The following is a 15261-nucleotide window of genomic DNA, read 5'->3' as shown; positions in this document are numbered from 1 at the left end:
CAGAAGCACTGGCATTTGGCCGCAGCGACGGCCCCGCTCTATCAGCAACGCACTGGGATACTAGGTCGCCCGGTCGAGCCGGGCGATGACGGGAGAATTTGGGGCGAACGCACCCCGCCAAAGCAAGTCTCAGATGGCAGCCTCACCCCGCCATCTTCGCAATCAGGGCGTCCGAGACCTCGAAATTGGCGTAGACGTTCTGGACGTCGTCGTGGTCGTTGAGGTTGTCCATCAGCTTGAACAGCTTCTCGCCGGTCTCGTCGTCGACCGCGATGGTGTTCTGCGGCTTCCAGATCACCGCGGCTTTGCGGGCTTCGCCGAACTTGGCTTCCAGCGCCTTGGCGACGTCGCGGAAAGTCTCCTGCGAGGCATAGATCTCGTGGCCGGCCTCGGACGAGACCACGTCGTCGGCGCCGGCTTCGATCGCCGCCTCGAGCATGTCGTCGGCGCTAGCCTTGTCGGCGTCGTATTCGATGATGCCGGTGCGGTCGAACATGAACGACACCGAGCCGGTTTCGCCGAGATTGCCGCCCGACTTGGTGAAGAACGAGCGGATGTCGGACGCAGCGCGGTTGCGGTTGTCGGTCAGCGCCTCGACGATCACCGCGACGCCGCCGGGGCCATAACCCTCGTAGCGGATCTCGTCGTAGTTCTCAGAGTCGCCGCCGATCGCCTTCTTGATGGCGCGCTCGATATTATCTTTCGGCATGTTTTCCGCGCGTGCCGCCAGCACCGCGGCCCGCAGCCGCGGGTTCATCGCCGGGTCCGGCGTGCCGAGCTTGGCCGCCACCGTGATTTCGCGGGCGAGCTTGCTGAACAGCTTGGACCGCTGCGCGTCCTGCCGGCCCTTGCGGTGCATGATGTTCTTGAATTGCGAATGTCCGGCCATGCGCTCTCTCTCGCGGGTCGATCCAGATTGAATTTCGGGCTGCGGCGCGGGGTTATAAGCGGCACACCCGCCAAAATCAAAGACTTGCCGCGTTGATCCGGCGCAATACCCGTAATTCCACCAAAAGAAAATTTAACCGTAACTTCACGAGGGAACGCGAGAGTAGCCGGCCAGATTCTAGTTCTGCGGGAGGAACCATGGCCCTCGGCCTATTTCGCAAGCGGCTGCCGGACCCGGCGCCGGCGCCGGACGTCGCCATAGCGGCGCCGGCCGGAACGGAGTCCGCCGCCATTGAGGCCGATTCGGCCCGCGAGATGCTGGAGCTATTGGAACTCGAGCTCGGCTCGCTGATTCGCCAGCTCGAGCGTGCCGCCCATTCGGTGACGACCGGCGTGCAATCCACCACCGCCACGCTGCATACGATCCGCGAGCGCACCGACGCTCTGACGGGCCGGACCAGCGCCGCGCAGGCGACCGCCAGCTCGTTTTCCCAGGCTGCCGACAAGTTCACCCATTCGGCTCATGGCATCGGCGCCCAGGTCCGTCAGGCCTCGCAGCTCGCCGACGACGCCAGCGCCGCAGCGGACGAGGCGACCGCCAATGTCGAGCGGCTGCGCGACTCCTCCGCGGCGATCGGCAACGTCGTCAATCTGATCTCCCAGATCGCCCGGCAGACCACGCTGCTGGCGCTGAACTCGACGATCGAGGCGGCCCGCGCCGGCGCGGCGGGGCGAGGCTTCGCCGTGGTGGCGACCGAAGTGAAGGCGCTGGCGGTGCAGACCCAGGAGGCCACCGAGGAGATCAAGCGTAAGATCGACGCGCTGCAGCGCGACGCCTCCAGTTCGGCCGATGCCGTCCACCGCATCACCAGCGCGATCGCGGCGATCCGGCCGGTGTTCGACAACGTCAACGGCGCGGTGGCCGAACAGAATGCCACCACAGGCGACATCGCCGACAATGCGACCTCGGCATCGACCTTCATCGCCTCGGTCGGCGACAGCGCCGCAGAGATCGACAGCGCCACCCGCGAGGCCGAACAGCACGGCGACGAGGTCGCGCGCGCCGGCCAGAACGTCACCAATTTCGCCGAGAAGCTGCGAGCCAGAACCGCGGTCCTGCTCAAGCTCGGCGACCGCGAGGACGCACGGCGGCGCGAGAAGCTGCCGTGCCACCTGCAGATCGAGCTCGACACCCAGCGCGGCAGGGTCGCCGCCCCGGTGTACGAAATCTCGATGGACGGCGTGCTGATCAGCGGCCCGGCCGCCGCCGCTCTGGTGACGGGCCAGCAGCTCTCCGCCGAGTTGCAGGATATCGGAGCCTGCCGCGTTCGGATCGCCGAGCACGGCAAGGCCGGCGTCGTGGCGCGGTTCGTCGCACCCGACGCCGGCCTGCAGGAGCGGATCGAGGACCGGCTGTGGGCGATCCGCGACGAAAACACCGAATTCGTCACCCGCGCGATCGAAGCCGGGCACGAACTGGCCAAGATCTTCGAACGCGGCATCGCGTCGGGCGCGCTGACGATGGAGCAGATGTTCGACGAGAGTTACGCGGAGATCCCCGGCACCGATCCGAAGCAGTACCGCACGCAATATCTCGATTGGGCCGACCGTGCACTACCGCCGTTCCAGGAAGCGTTCCTGGCCAAGGATCCGCGGATGGCGTTCTGCGTGATGATCGACCGCAACGGCTATCTGCCGGTGCACAACAAACTGTACTCGCAGCCGCAGCGGCCAGGCGACGTCACCTTCAACACCGCCAACTCACGCAATCGCCGGATCTTCAACGATCCGGCCGGACTCGCGGCCGGTCGCAATACCCGCTCGTTCCTGATCCAGAGCTACGCCCGCGACATGGGCGGCGGCCAGACCGTGATGATGCGCGAGATCGACGTGCCGGTGCGGGTCCGCGGTCGCCACTGGGGCGGCTTCCGCACCGCCTACAAGCTGTAACCGCAGTTGCTAATCGCCGCCGGCGGCAGCCGTTGTGCTGGCCGCAGTCCTCCATCGCACGGTAGCGGACGCTGAACGCTCGTCCCGATCCGGCGGGGAACACGGCTCGATCGACCGGCCGGTCAACCGGTGCGCGATGGCGCGGCACCGGACGAACACGCGGATCCAAAGAACTACTTGAACCGATGTCGGTCTTCGGCAGCGCGCGTCGAAACCTGAGCCACCGGCCACGCCCGATTTCGGTCAGCAGCCGCCGCGTCCGAAACTAATCGTCCAAATTGTCGCGACCCCGCACAGGAACGGTGTTCGCGGAGACGATTTGCGGGGTAAGGCGGCCGACCTGACGCAGCCAAGCTGCGTGCAGCTCCGTCTTGTTCTTCTGCAACAAACAAGGAGGTGAGCGATGAGATTGTATCTGATAGCGGCCGTTGCACTTGCGACCAGCGCGCTGGTACCGGTTCATAGCTGGGCACAGCAACAACGAAATACAAACACAGGCAACCCGGCCGCCGAGACCCGTTCGACCAACGATGCCGATCGGCAGCAGTCGTCGGTCCGTCCGCAGGATTTCCTCGACCAGGCCGCCGTCTCCAACATGTTCGAGATCGAATCCAGTCGGTTGGTGCAGGACAAGAGTGACAACGGACGCCTGCAACAATTCGCACGCCGGATGGTGAACGATCACGGCAAGGCAGCCGACCGGATGAAGCAGGCAGCGCAGCAGACGCAGGGGGCCGACCTGTCCGTGCAGGATCGGCTGGACACCAAGCACCAGCGCAAGATCAACCGGTTGCAGCGCATGGACGGAAAGCGGTTCGATCGCACTTACGTCCGGATGCAGATCGAGGCGCACCAACGTGCGGTCGATCTGTTCCAGCGCTTCGTCGATTCCGGCGCTCAGGGCCCGCTGCTGCAGTTCGCTCAGCAGACCCTGCCGACCCTGCGCGAGCATCAGCAATCGATCCTCGAAATCCGAGACGAGATGTTCCCCAACATGTCGGCGGACCGGCGGTCCGGCACCGGCGCTCAGGTCCAGATTCAGCGCACCCCGCCCCAGGTCCGGATCGAACAGGGCTCGCCGCAAGTCACGGTTCGCCAGGCTCGCCCTAACGTCTCGGTCGATCAGTCCCGGCCAGAGATCATCGTGCGGCAGCCGCAGCCCACGGTCAGGATCGACATCCCGCAGCCTGAAATCACGCTCCGCATGCCTGCTCCGCAGGTCGACGTCAGTCAGGCTCAGCCAGAGGTGCAGGTGCAGCAACAGCAGCCTCAGGTACGCCTGCAGCGTTCCGACCAGCAGGCCCAGGTCCAGGTCGAGCGCGACCAGGCGGACGTCAATATCCAGCGTCAGCAGGCCAGAGTGGACGTCCAACGCGCACAGGGCCAGCCCTCGGTGCGTTACGAACGCGAAGATCCGCGGGTCGTCATCAACCGGGCTGAAGGGCAACCGAAGGTCCGGGTCGAGCGGATGGCTGCCGGTCAAGGACGAGCCACCGACCAGGAAGACACCGGACGTGACCGCGCGATGACGGACGAGCAGAGCCGGTCGGCCTCTCGGTCGAACACCTCGCAGCAGACTGCGCGCGGCGAGGCGACCAGTGAGGAACGCGATAACGCCGGCCGCAGGCTCGCCGCCTCTCCGAGCGGGCAGACCGAAGGCTCCGCCGGAGCGACGGACCGTGCGCAACGGCATCCGGTCGCAGTCAGCACGTTGGAGGGAATGCAGGTGTTGAACGTGCGCGGCGAGGATGTCGGTGAAGTCGACGCCGTGGTCCGCAACAGCACGGGCCGCAACTATGTGGTGATCACCGACGGCGGCTTCCTGGGATTTGGCGAGGACAAGGTCGCGTTCCCGACCGACCGCTTCTGGCGACGCGGCGACCATCTGGTCATCCGGGGCGTCACCGCGGACGACCTCGACAACCTCGCAGACTATCGCAACCAGGCAACCAACTACGCCGAAGTCGACGGGACGATCGATCTCCGAAACTGGCAATAGCCCAAATTGGCAACAGCCTTGCGAGCGCCGTGACGGCCGACGAGAGCAGGAGCGCACAGACGATGCGCGCTCCTGCTCGCGCGTCCGATCGACTACGGCTGCAGCCCCGCCGTCAACTCCGGGCCAGCCGATATCGCCCGCTGATCACCGGGTCGCCTTCGGTGGCGACGACGCCGCGCATCACCAGGTCTTCCAGATGCGCCAGCACCGAATAGCCGGCAGCGCCCACCAGCCGCGGGTCGATGCCGATATAGATCGCCCGCACCATGCTGGGAATGTCGGTTTCGCCCTTGCCGAGCCGGTGCAGGATCGAGGCTTCGCGCGCCAGGCGGTGTCGCTTCAGGAAACGCGAGTAGCGCGGCCCTTCGGGAATCTCGGCACCGTGGCCGGAGAGATAGAGTTGTTCGTCGCGGCCGATCAGCCGGTCGAGCGACGCCATGTAGTCCGGCATCGATCCGTCCGGCGGCGCCACGATGGTGGTCGACCAGCCCATGATGTGATCACCGACGAACAGCGCATCGCCCTCGCGCCAGGCGAACGCCATGTGGTTGGCGGTGTGACCGGGGGTCGCCACCGACTCGATGGTCCAGCCGTCACCTTCGATCACATCGCCGTCGCGGATCTCGACGTCCGGCTTGAAACTGCGGTCGGCGCCGGATTCGGTCGATACCGTCTCGCTCTCGAAATACGGCCGCGACGCCCGATGCGGCCCCTCGGCGTAGACCGTGGCACCGGTCGCCTGCTTGATCAGCGGCGTGCCGGGCGAGTGATCCTTGTGGGTGTGGGTCACTAGAATGTGGGTGACGGTCTCGCCCTTCACGGCATCGAGCAGCGCGGCGGCGTGCGCTTCATCCGCCGGCCCGGGATCGATGATCGCGACCTTGCCGCGGCCGACGATGTAGCTGACGGTGCCGGTGAAAGTGAACGGCGACGGGTTGTTGCACAGCACCCGGCGCAGGCCGGGACGGATCTCCTCGACGACGCCCGGCTGCAACGCGAATTCGCGATTGAACGGAACGTCGTCCTCGGGGCGATTCTCGTCGCTCATGGCGTTTCCAACCAGTTTGATTGTTGTTTGTTCTTACCCCTCACCGGGGTGGTCATCCCCGCGCATGCGGGGATCCAGTACTCACCGCCATCGCATATGGCGAACGCCCTGAGATACTGGGTCGCCCGCTTTCGTGGGCGACGACGGCAGAGCGCGGAACGAAGGGCGCGCCGTTACGCCACGCCTTACGAAAACGCCTGCAGACCGGTGATCGCCCGGCCGAGGATCAGCGCGTGGACGTCGTGGGTGCCCTCGTAGGTGTTCACGGTCTCGAGGTTCTGGGCGTGGCGCATCACGTGGTATTCGATCTGGATGCCGTTGCCGCCGTGCATGTCGCGCGCCATCCGGGCGATGTCCAGCGCCTTGCCGCAATTGTTGCGCTTGACGATCGAGATCATCTCCGGGGCCATCTTGCCCTCGTCCATCAGCCGGCCGACGCGAAGCGACGCCTGCAGCCCGAGGGTGATCTCAGTCTCCATGTCGGCGAGCTTCTTCTGCACCAGCTGGGTGGCGGCGAGCGGACGGTTGAACTGCTTGCGATCGAGCGTGTACTGCCGGGCGCGGTGGAAGCAGTCCTCGGCGGCGCCCATTGCGCCCCAGGAGATGCCGTAGCGGGCGCGGTTGAGGCAGCCGAACGGACCCTTGAGGCCCGCAACGTTGGGCAGCAGGTTGTCTTCCGGCACCACCACGCCGTCCATCACGATCTCGCCGGTGATCGAGGCGCGCAGGCTCAGCTTGCCGCCGACCTTCGGCGCCGACAGGCCCTTCATGCCCTTCTCGAGGACGAAGCCGCGGATCTGGTTGTCGTGCGCGGCGGACTTCGCCCACACCACGAACACGTCGGCGATCGGCGCGTTCGAGATCCACATCTTGCTGCCGGTGAGGCGATAGCCGTCGGCGACCTTCTCGGCCTTGGTCTTCATGCCGCCGGGGTCGGAGCCGGCGTCCGGCTCCGTCAGGCCGAAGCAGCCGACCCATTCGCCGGAGGCGAGCTTGGGCAGATACTTCTTGCGCTGGTTCTCGTCGCCGTACGCGTAGATCGGATACATCACCAGCGACGACTGCACGCTGTTCATCGAGCGATAGCCCGAGTCGACCCGCTCGATCTCGCGCGCGACGAGGCCGTAGGCGACGTAGCTGGCATTGGCGCAGCCGTAGTCCTCCGGCAGCGTGACGCCGATCAGGCCGAGCGACCCCATCTCGTTGAAAATCTCGCGGTCGGTCTTCTCTTCGAGATACGCCTGGTTGACGCGCGGCAGCAGCTTGTCCTGGGCGTAGGCGCGCGCGGTGTCACGGATCATCCGCTCGTCTTCGGTGAGCTGATCTTCCAGCAGCAGCGGATCGTCCCACTTGAAGCTCGCCGCAGCCGGCTTGTCCTTGGTTTGCGCGCGCACGCTCATCGATTGTCCTTTCAGACCTTGCCGCATCGGGCGACGTTGATGGGGAGGGTAAGACCTCGGTCAGGTGCCTTCAAGGTGCTCGTTGCCGACGATCTCGATGCCGAAACCGGACAGCCCCTTGTAGTCGATCTGCGACGTGGTGAGATGCCGGATCGAGGTCACACCGAGATCGCGCAGGATCTGCGCACCGACACCGATCTCGCGCCATTGCCGATGCCGGTCGGCTTCGGCGGTCTTCTGCTCGTCGAGCGGCGCGACCGGGACGCCGGCGGCGCCGTCGCGCAGATAGATCAGCACGCCGGAACCGTTGGCCTTGAAATGATCGAGCACCGCCTGCATCCGCCGCGGACCGGTGAAGATCTCCTTGACGATGTTCGGCTTGTGGAACCGGGTCAGCACGTTCTTGCCGTCACCGATGCCGTTGAAGACGCAGGCGACGTGGGCAATCTCGTCGAACGGCGAGCGATACGCATAGCCCTGCATCGGGCCGATCGGGCTGTCGATCGGAAACGTGGCGACGCGTTCGATCAGCTTCTCGCGCGCCTGACGATACGAAATCAGATCCGCGATGGTGACCAGCTTGAGATTGTGCTTCTGGGCGAACTCGACGACCTGGGAGCCCTTGGTGACGGTGCCGTCATCGTTCATCAGCTCGCTGATGACACCGACCGGAGGCAGGCCGGCGAGTTTGCACAGATCGACTGCAGCCTCGGTGTGGCCGGAGCGCAGCAGCACCCCGCCCTCGCGGGCGATCAGCGGGAAGATGTGACCTGGGCGCGCGAAGTCGTTGGCGCCGGCGTTCGGATTGGCCAGCGCGCGGCAGCACGAGGCGCGCTCATCCGCCGAGATCCCGGTGCCGCCATCGGGCTTGTAGTCGATCGAGACGGTGAAGGCGGTGGTGTGATTGGAGTCGTTGTGCGCCACCATCGGATCGAGCCGCAGCCGCCGCGCATCGTCCATGGTGATCGGCGCACAGACGATACCGGAGGTGTGGCGGATGATGAACGCCATCTTCTCAGCGGTGCACAGCGAGGCGGCGACCACCAGATCGCCCTCGCCCTCGCGGTCGTCGTCGTCCGTGACGACGACGATTTCACCGGCGGCAAAAGCTTGCAGGACTTCTTGAATTTGATGCGCCATGGTCGGATCTCGTGGACAAGACCCGACCATATGACGCAGCGCGGGCGACGACGCAAGGCAGCCGGGGCTGCGTGGCGGCCGAGGCGAAACGCTCTACCGCAGAGCGGAATTCACCCGGGGGCCGTCAGCGGTTACTCCGCGGCGGGCGGCGAGGCCGCAGCAGCCTTCTTGGCGACGAACTGATCGTAGGCCTCGACCGCCTGGGCGGCGTACATCACGCTCGGGCCGGCTCCCATGTAGATCGCCATGCCCATCGTCTCCATGATCTCGTCGCGGGTGGCGCCCTGCTTCACCGCGGCCTCGGCGTGGAAGCCGATGCAGCCGTCGCAGCGCGTCGCCACCGAGATCGCGAGCGCAATCAGCTCCTTGGTCTTGGTGTCGAGGGCGTTGGCCTTGAGGGCGGCCTGGGCGATCGCGGAGAATCCCTTCATGACGTCCGGGGCGCCGCCGCGCACTTCGCGCAGCGCCACCGAGAGCTCGCCCGTCATGTCGATCCAGTTCTTGTGCATGATCTCACCTGTGCAAAACAACGCTCCCGGGACCGAGGCTGTGCCTGATCCCGGGAGCTATTCGAGAAAGCCGAGGCGTCAGGACTTGGTCGAGCAGGTCTTGATGCCGAACAGCGTGTAGGCCGGGCAGAAACCGATCGCAGCGGTCAGCAGCGGCACGACGCCGAACCAGGCCCAGATCGGACCGCCGGTCAACGCCCAATAGATCAGGCCGGCGCCGACGATGGCACGCAGCACGCGATCGATCATTCCCATGTTCACAGTCATCTTCGTTCCCCTCGCTCGGTTGAGTGACAGGTTCGTTCTAAGGCGTGCGAGGGTCACGGTCTGTGACCAAGTCACCGGCCGCCGCGCGGTCCATCCAACGTTCAACGGCCAGTCCGCGCCGCCGCTCGCAACGGTGCTGCGTTACGCAATTCGACGCGACCACGGCCGAGGCTGACCCAGCCGCGGCGCTCGAAGGTCTTGAGGTGCCGACTGACGACTTCGCGCGCGGTGCCGATTTCAGCCGCGAGTTGGGCGTGGGTGATCGACAGTTCGCGATCGTCGGCCGCCAGCGCCAGCAGCCGCGATGCCAGCCGGGTCTCGATCGAGGCGAACGCGACGTTCTGGATCACCGCCATCAGATCCGCCATCCGCGCCGCCTGGGCGTGGAAGACGAAGCTGCGGAATTGCGCCGAACTGCCCATCAGCTCGTGGAAGGTCGCGGCGGGGAGACCGATCGCCTCGACTGGACTCTCGGTCACTGCGAACGCGCTGTAATTGTCGGATGCGAGCAGCGCCAGCGTCGTGAGAATGCAGATGCTGCCGGGGCCGAGCCGGTACAGCACGATCTCGTTGCCTTCGGCATCGAGCTGAAACACCCGGACGGTGCCGCGACAGACCAGGATGAACATGCCGCAGGGCTGATCGGGTGCGAACACCGACGCGCCGGCCGGCAGGCTCATCGCCATCGCCGCACCCGCGAGCGGGCTCCGCTCCGCGTCTGGCAACTCGGCAAGCGCCGGGAAGCCCCGCAACCAATCGATCTCTGGCAAGCTCATCGCGACCAACCGGGTTCACGCTGGACCTGCCGAGATATGGGCTCGACCCAGCAGTACACAGTTGATCTTTATCAACCGCCGGGGGCGGCGAACAGCCGCGTTCGGAAGCGTATCTCGAACGCGGCGCAGAATGGCTCGAAGCCAGCTTCGCGCCTCCGATCCGCTCACCCCGTCCGACAAGCCTCAGGGGTTGTCGGTGGCGGTCGAGGGACCGGAAATGACGTCGCCGTCGCGGTGCCGCCAAAACCGCGCACGCAACCGGGGCGCAATCCACCAGGCGATCGGCGCCGCCAGCACGAAGCTCGCCACCACCGCCGCCGGGACCCACGCCATCGCGTTTTGTGCCAGCGCCGGGATGGTCAGCACGGCCACGAGGCCGATGCCGAACAGCACGGCGTTGGTCATCATGTAGACGAGCGAAGCGATGCGAAACCGATTGGACATCTGACCCTCCTGTTGCGGGTTCAATGTCGCGCAAACCGCCTGGTTCCGCGGGAACCGCGTCCAGGCGGCGCCGCAACGGGAAGCCCCGATCGGCTAGCCGCCGAGCCGCGTCAGCCGAACCTCGAAGCGGGCATCGGGCAATTCTGCGGCCCGTGCGCTGCCGGCGATGTGGTCGGCGAACACCCAGCCATCGAGTTGCAGCCGGACCTCGTCGAGCGGAAACACATAGCCGCGTTGCTGCGGGCTGTGACGCCGCCCCAGCACCATCCCGCTGATCGCATCTCCGCTGCAATGATATCGGCCGGTAATCGCGAAAGTTTCCTGACCGCCACGAACCACGCCGTCGAGCAGACTCAGCGTTCCGGTCATCTGCAGTTCGCCCCCTGCAACCTCGACCTTGTACAGGCCGTTCAGCGCCGCCTCGCGCTCGGCAGGGCTCGGCGGGGTCCAGGCTCGGCCCTCGGCATCGACGCGGGCGATCCAATCGCCGCTCCGCCACAACTCGAAGCCGCCGCGCCCACTGATCTGTTTCGACTTCAGCAGCGCGAAAGCATCGTCGGCAGCCCGAAACGTCTCGATCGCGAAGATATTGCCGTCGCGATCGAACAGATAAGCGCGGTAGTCCCTCAGCATCGGTCCTCGGCAATTCGGCAGGAGGGCGACAGGTCCGGGGTCCATCCTGGAACCGGCGGGCAGCGTCCTAGCAAAACTGCCTGCGAACCCGAAACCCGGAATACGCTGCCCGGCAGCAATTTGACCAGCGTCAATCGGCCACGCGCATCGCTCCGGCACCAGCGCCGACCGTCGAGAGTCAGAATTGCGGGAAAATGCCTGTCGGGTCAGGCTGAATGGTCGGAGTGGCAGGATTCGAACCTGCGACCCCTGCGTCCCGAAATAGAATGGCGACCGATATAACACTGTAATTGCAGCACTTTTTGCCACGCTTCGGGTACACCTTTCTTGGTTCGTTCACGTTCATTCTGTACCCAAACTGTACCCGATATTATCTCCGACGGGACCGGCAACGGGCGTTCGAAGTTCCGAACGAGTCAAGTGTTTGCCGCGATGGTTTTAGGAGGCATCTACATGGCGGCCTTTGCGCGCCTCAGACTTTTTCCATACTATCTCAACAGCCGGCGCTTGGGTCTCCTCGCCAACATCAAATTCCCGACCCAGGCGCAAGAACCGCTCGTTCACAGTTCAGGCGAGCGTGCCGATGCCATGAGGGACGTCGCAGCGACGGCCGAAGACCTATTGCGATCTGGCCAGTTTCCGAACCTCACCGAGATTGTTGCCAAGAGAGACGTCGAGGGTGAGCGCATCTTAGGGTTCTTATGGGGCGTCTTTACCTTTTCCGGCGCAGTTGAGGCCCTCAGACGGGCGCAAGAACGAAAGCCCGCTAAAAATGCCACGCTTAGAGCGACCATCCCCCTAGCAGCCGTCGAATACGAAATGGCCGGCGAGTTGAGCAACGATCATTTCTATTCATCAACCTCGATCTCGGTCTTGAAAGGGAGGAAGCGCATGCTTGTTGCCGGCCACTTCGAATTTCATGGCCAAAAGGTTGCGATCTTCCCCTACATTATCGGCGAAGAGATTGAAGGCGCTGGAACGCTTCCAATGCCCATCGCGACCTCAATTCGCGTGTATCCGCAGCAGATTGATGCGTTCGCACGGATCGAGCGCAGTCCTCAGCCAACAGCGGCCGAACTCAAAGCGATCGAGGCCATGCCCGAGGCGGACGTCAAGCAAGCGTTCGCCGACATTGTTGGGGAGCCCTATGTGCCGAAGGATTGGGGCGGCGAAAAATCTGATCTTCAGACCACGCGCCTAACGATCGACGGAGAGCCAACGTCGACGGCGTTCATCTTTAAAGGACCGTCCGTGCCAGGCCCGCTACATCCCGCAAACATGGGCAAGCGTGGTGATCAACTCATCCGCGCGTTCGAAGAACCGGTCGACTTGATCGTCGTGCAGCACTGCAACAAAATAGAGAACACCGTCGTTCGAATGACCGAGGGCCTTGCCTATGATCCGCGCCGGCCGCGGCGGTACTGCATAATCGACGGAGCCGACACCGCGCAAATTCTATCTGCCTACGGCAAGCTGAAAGGACAGCGAGCAAAATCGCGTACGAAAAAGTAGCCTCCGCTCCCCACGCGTGTGGAGCTGTCGAACTGTGCTATATTTGTTTCCGTTATCGTGTGGTCACGCGCTGCGATAGCTCTGGCATGATTGAAAGAGCGCCACGGCACACCCTGTCCAGCGCGATAAACTCGCCAACTTGCGTGCTATCTTGGCAGGCCATCGATATGGATATGGTCGACAATTTTGCTGTCGCCTGGCTGCATCCGTACACCTGAGTGCAGGTTCGTTCGCAGATAATCGGCCACTTCGTCCAATGTGGTGAACCAGACCGGGTCTGTGTTCATCCCCTTAGGAAAGCAGCGAAACTTTCCAGCCTTGCTCGGAACGACACACTTCATCACCTTGCCGCCGACGATTTGTTCGATCCGGGAAACAGGCATTGGCCAATCTTTCAGGCAAAATGACGCCAGCTTTACGTCGGCGGAGCACCAGTCGTAAAACCGAAGGCGCCGGACCGAGGAACATAGTACAGTGTGTAGTCGGTCAACGGCTCGTTGTGATTTAGTTGTGCTTGGATCTTCTTAGGCGGTCGTAGCTTTTCACATACTGATCCACATATTGACGAATGAAGCTGAATAGATTGGCCCCCTTACAAAAGAGGGCATCAAACTCGTTCCAAGAGATAACGCGAGGTTGACCACCGTTCCGCTTCCGGATGCGAACTCCATCTGCAGCTAGAATGTAGTCCGCATGTGCAATCGCGTTTCTCAGGTCGGGATCAAATGCCTCTCTGAATTTCAGACAACTCAAAAAGCTGGATGTCGTAGGCATGACCCATCATGTTCTTCATGATGGCGTTGGCGTTGGGGTCGATAGCTCGACCTGTCTTCTCATGCTTCTTTACGAGCGACTGAAAAGGCCAGATATTGTTGCCCTTCCCTTCCGCGGTAAGCATCAGTTTCTTGGGTATCTCATAGAATCCGCTGCACTCCGAAAGCATCAGGTAGAACGCCAGAATGATGCGAACACGAACGACGCTGTTTTGGTCAAGCGACTTTATGTGGTCCGTGAACTGATCGAACGCTTGCACGGCTTCTTCACCCGTATTCCAGCCGCCGTCCTGCATGCCGCGAAACTCGGGCATCAATGCCATAACGAAATGCAGTTCGTTCTTCGCCTTCGCTTTCTCAAACAGTTCTTGGAGCGCGCGTTTGGCCTTATCGTAATATGCTTGATTAGGGTCTGGCTGTTGTCCCCCCGCTGGCGCCGCCACCATATCCCCTCTCCTAAAGTCTAATCCTGAAGATCATTCTCAAACTGCAATAACTTACAGCCTCTTCTGCATCTCGCGAGGCACAGGACGTATGACGCGGGAGACCACGAAAGAGGCGGAATCATTCACGTAAACGCCAAGGGCTGCTTCGAACCTTTGACGATAAGTGATCTCAACGTCCAGCGCGTCTCCCGAACCCAGTAGATGCTCGCGTCGGTCTAGTTTATCGAGAAACTCCTTATCTGCGACAGGCGCAGACAGGGGCACACCGTTCCATTCAAATGACCATTTGCGTCGCGCGTGATTCAGCCAAGCCTTCAAGATGATAAGGCGAGCGCGCTCTTTTCTAATGCGCTCCAGCGGCTGCTCTTCCAGTTCCACGATAGGTGTCACCACGAATCGAAATTCGGAACGTGGGATCGAGATAAGGGGGCGCGGATCAGAGATGCCGCCGGTGATGCCAAACTCCTTGACGTGAGTATCCGCCTCAAGGCTGTCGAAAGTTTTTCTGACTCCTTCTTGAACCGCAGGATTCTTTTTCACGTTCTCGGTCGCATCATGGACAACTCGTGGGACGATGATCGTGTCGCTCCCGTGCTTAATGATGACTTCTGTCGTGTTGATAATGATCTGGGGCTTTGGATCCGCGCCCTTTAGTGTAGCGTCATAAATGACGTTCGACACGACGTTCCACAGGATGGTGCCAGCAATGCCAGACAGCACACCACCGGTGAAACCCTTCCTCAGTTTCCGAAGTACAGTTCGGTAGCTGCCCGGCCCCGTCGCCTCGACGATGATCTCGATTTCTTGGCCAGGATCGATCGCGGCGTTAACGGCGTAGGCCGTGTCAGCGAAGCCAATTAGAGCGTTCGCCAGCGTGTATGCATCGATGGCCCCCTCCGGACCACCGAAGTGCAGGACAATAGTGTCTTGAGAAAAGGCGTCGAGCCGAATGGTAGCCATCTTCCCCCCGGGAAAAATCCTAGGGGCACAACCAGCGCGCTACAAGACCTACACTCGTCTCATACGAATCGACGCAAGCATGAAAAAGCAAACGGCTTGCTCGAATTCAAGCAAACGAATTCACGTCGGCGGGTTCCGAGCAATTGCAAACTTGGCTCGTTAGACTTCCACGAGATATTTTGGAGAACCTGAGCACCCTGCGTTTTGCGCGCCGAAGTCCGCCTTAACTGCGGCTGGCGGCATAGAGAGAGATGGCCAAATCGAGCAAAACTTTCGATTACGAGACCGTTTTTATGCTCTGAGGAAAGTCCGACGCGGCATTTCTGTACCCAATCTGTACCCCAGAGTCAGGGCAGAAAATGAATGTTTTAAAAAATCCAATGAAATCAGCGGTTTAAGTGGTCGGAGTGGCAGGATTCGAACCTGCGACCCCTGCGTCCCGAACGCAGTGCTCTACCGGGCTGAGCCACACTCCGACAAGCGAGGTCCGGCTTATAGCGTCGACCTTCCGGCTCC

General features: G+C 62.8%; 15 protein-coding genes and 1 tRNA gene. 3 read left to right on the top strand and 13 right to left on the bottom strand.

Annotation, left to right across the window (positions count from 1 at the left end; all coding sequences use genetic code 11):
* Nucleotides 1–142: 142 nt before the first annotated feature.
* Complete coding sequence (locus DWA33_RS07830; RefSeq protein ID WP_114357542.1) at nt 143–889, bottom strand: YebC/PmpR family DNA-binding transcriptional regulator; 747 nt, start codon at nt 887–889, stop codon at nt 143–145.
* Between the two features lie 197 nt (nt 890–1086).
* Here DWA33_RS07830 and DWA33_RS07825 point away from each other — a divergent pair, with 197 nt between their 5' ends.
* Together DWA33_RS07825 and DWA33_RS07820 are read left to right on the top strand one after the other, a co-directional pair.
* Entirely contained in the window at nt 1087–2838 is a 1752-nt protein-coding gene (locus DWA33_RS07825; protein WP_114357541.1) for a methyl-accepting chemotaxis protein, read from the top strand.
* A gap of 403 nt (nt 2839–3241) precedes the next feature.
* Nucleotides 3242–4837, top strand: a complete 1596-nt coding sequence (locus DWA33_RS07820; RefSeq protein ID WP_114357540.1) for a DUF4142 domain-containing protein — start codon at nt 3242–3244, stop codon at nt 4835–4837.
* A 112-nt stretch (nt 4838–4949) separates the two neighbouring features.
* Here the strand turns inward: DWA33_RS07820 and DWA33_RS07815 are convergent, their stop codons facing one another.
* The 8 genes from DWA33_RS07815 to DWA33_RS07780 form a co-directional block, all read right to left on the bottom strand.
* Nucleotides 4950–5885 (bottom strand): MBL fold metallo-hydrolase, encoded by a 936-nt coding sequence (locus DWA33_RS07815; RefSeq protein ID WP_114357539.1) that lies wholly within the window; start codon nt 5883–5885, stop codon nt 4950–4952.
* 185 nt (nt 5886–6070) lie between these two features.
* On the bottom strand, nt 6071–7285 hold the full coding sequence (locus DWA33_RS07810; RefSeq protein ID WP_114357538.1) for an acyl-CoA dehydrogenase: 1215 nt from the start codon (nt 7283–7285) through the stop codon (nt 6071–6073).
* Nucleotides 7286–7345: 60 nt separating this feature from the next.
* Nucleotides 7346–8425 (bottom strand): 3,4-dihydroxy-2-butanone-4-phosphate synthase, encoded by a 1080-nt coding sequence (gene ribB, locus DWA33_RS07805; protein WP_114357537.1) that lies wholly within the window; start codon nt 8423–8425, stop codon nt 7346–7348.
* Nucleotides 8426–8556: 131 nt separating this feature from the next.
* Nucleotides 8557–8934, bottom strand: a complete 378-nt coding sequence (locus DWA33_RS07800) for a carboxymuconolactone decarboxylase family protein (protein ID WP_114357536.1) — start codon at nt 8932–8934, stop codon at nt 8557–8559.
* Between the two features lie 78 nt (nt 8935–9012).
* On the bottom strand, nt 9013–9201 hold the full coding sequence (locus tag DWA33_RS07795) for a YgaP family membrane protein (RefSeq protein ID WP_114357535.1): 189 nt from the start codon (nt 9199–9201) through the stop codon (nt 9013–9015).
* Between the two features lie 101 nt (nt 9202–9302).
* Complete coding sequence (locus DWA33_RS07790) at nt 9303–9977, bottom strand: Crp/Fnr family transcriptional regulator (protein ID WP_114357534.1); 675 nt, start codon at nt 9975–9977, stop codon at nt 9303–9305.
* A gap of 183 nt (nt 9978–10160) precedes the next feature.
* The gene (locus DWA33_RS07785; protein WP_114357533.1) at nt 10161–10421 is read right to left on the bottom strand and encodes a hypothetical protein; all 261 of its coding nucleotides are present in this window, start codon (nt 10419–10421) and stop codon (nt 10161–10163) included.
* 93 nt (nt 10422–10514) lie between these two features.
* Nucleotides 10515–11054 (bottom strand): hypothetical protein, encoded by a 540-nt coding sequence (locus tag DWA33_RS07780; RefSeq protein WP_114357532.1) that lies wholly within the window; start codon nt 11052–11054, stop codon nt 10515–10517.
* Between the two features lie 453 nt (nt 11055–11507).
* On the opposite strand from DWA33_RS07780, the gene DWA33_RS07775 reads away from it, so the two are divergent.
* Nucleotides 11508–12566, top strand: coding sequence for a hypothetical protein (locus DWA33_RS07775; protein ID WP_147270229.1), 1059 nt, complete (start codon nt 11508–11510; stop codon nt 12564–12566).
* Nucleotides 12567–12712: 146 nt separating this feature from the next.
* Here DWA33_RS07775 and DWA33_RS07770 read toward each other — a convergent pair whose 3' ends face one another.
* From DWA33_RS07770 to DWA33_RS07755, 4 genes are all read right to left on the bottom strand, one after another.
* On the bottom strand, nt 12713–12949 hold the full coding sequence (locus tag DWA33_RS07770; RefSeq protein WP_114357530.1) for a hypothetical protein: 237 nt from the start codon (nt 12947–12949) through the stop codon (nt 12713–12715).
* A 338-nt stretch (nt 12950–13287) separates the two neighbouring features.
* Complete coding sequence (locus DWA33_RS07765; RefSeq protein ID WP_114357529.1) at nt 13288–13785, bottom strand: hypothetical protein; 498 nt, start codon at nt 13783–13785, stop codon at nt 13288–13290.
* Between the two features lie 51 nt (nt 13786–13836).
* The gene (locus tag DWA33_RS07760; RefSeq protein ID WP_114357528.1) at nt 13837–14745 is read right to left on the bottom strand and encodes an LAPAL motif-containing putative phage structural protein; all 909 of its coding nucleotides are present in this window, start codon (nt 14743–14745) and stop codon (nt 13837–13839) included.
* A gap of 399 nt (nt 14746–15144) precedes the next feature.
* Nucleotides 15145–15221 (bottom strand) — tRNA-Pro (locus DWA33_RS07755).
* Between the last annotated feature and the right edge of the window lie 40 nt (nt 15222–15261).

The organism is Rhodopseudomonas pentothenatexigens, from assembly GCF_900218015.1.
GTDB lineage: Bacteria > Pseudomonadota > Alphaproteobacteria > Rhizobiales > Xanthobacteraceae > Rhodopseudomonas > Rhodopseudomonas pentothenatexigens.
The sequence above is the reverse complement of the archived record's forward strand: the minus strand, read 5'-3'. Positions and strand labels throughout refer to the sequence as shown.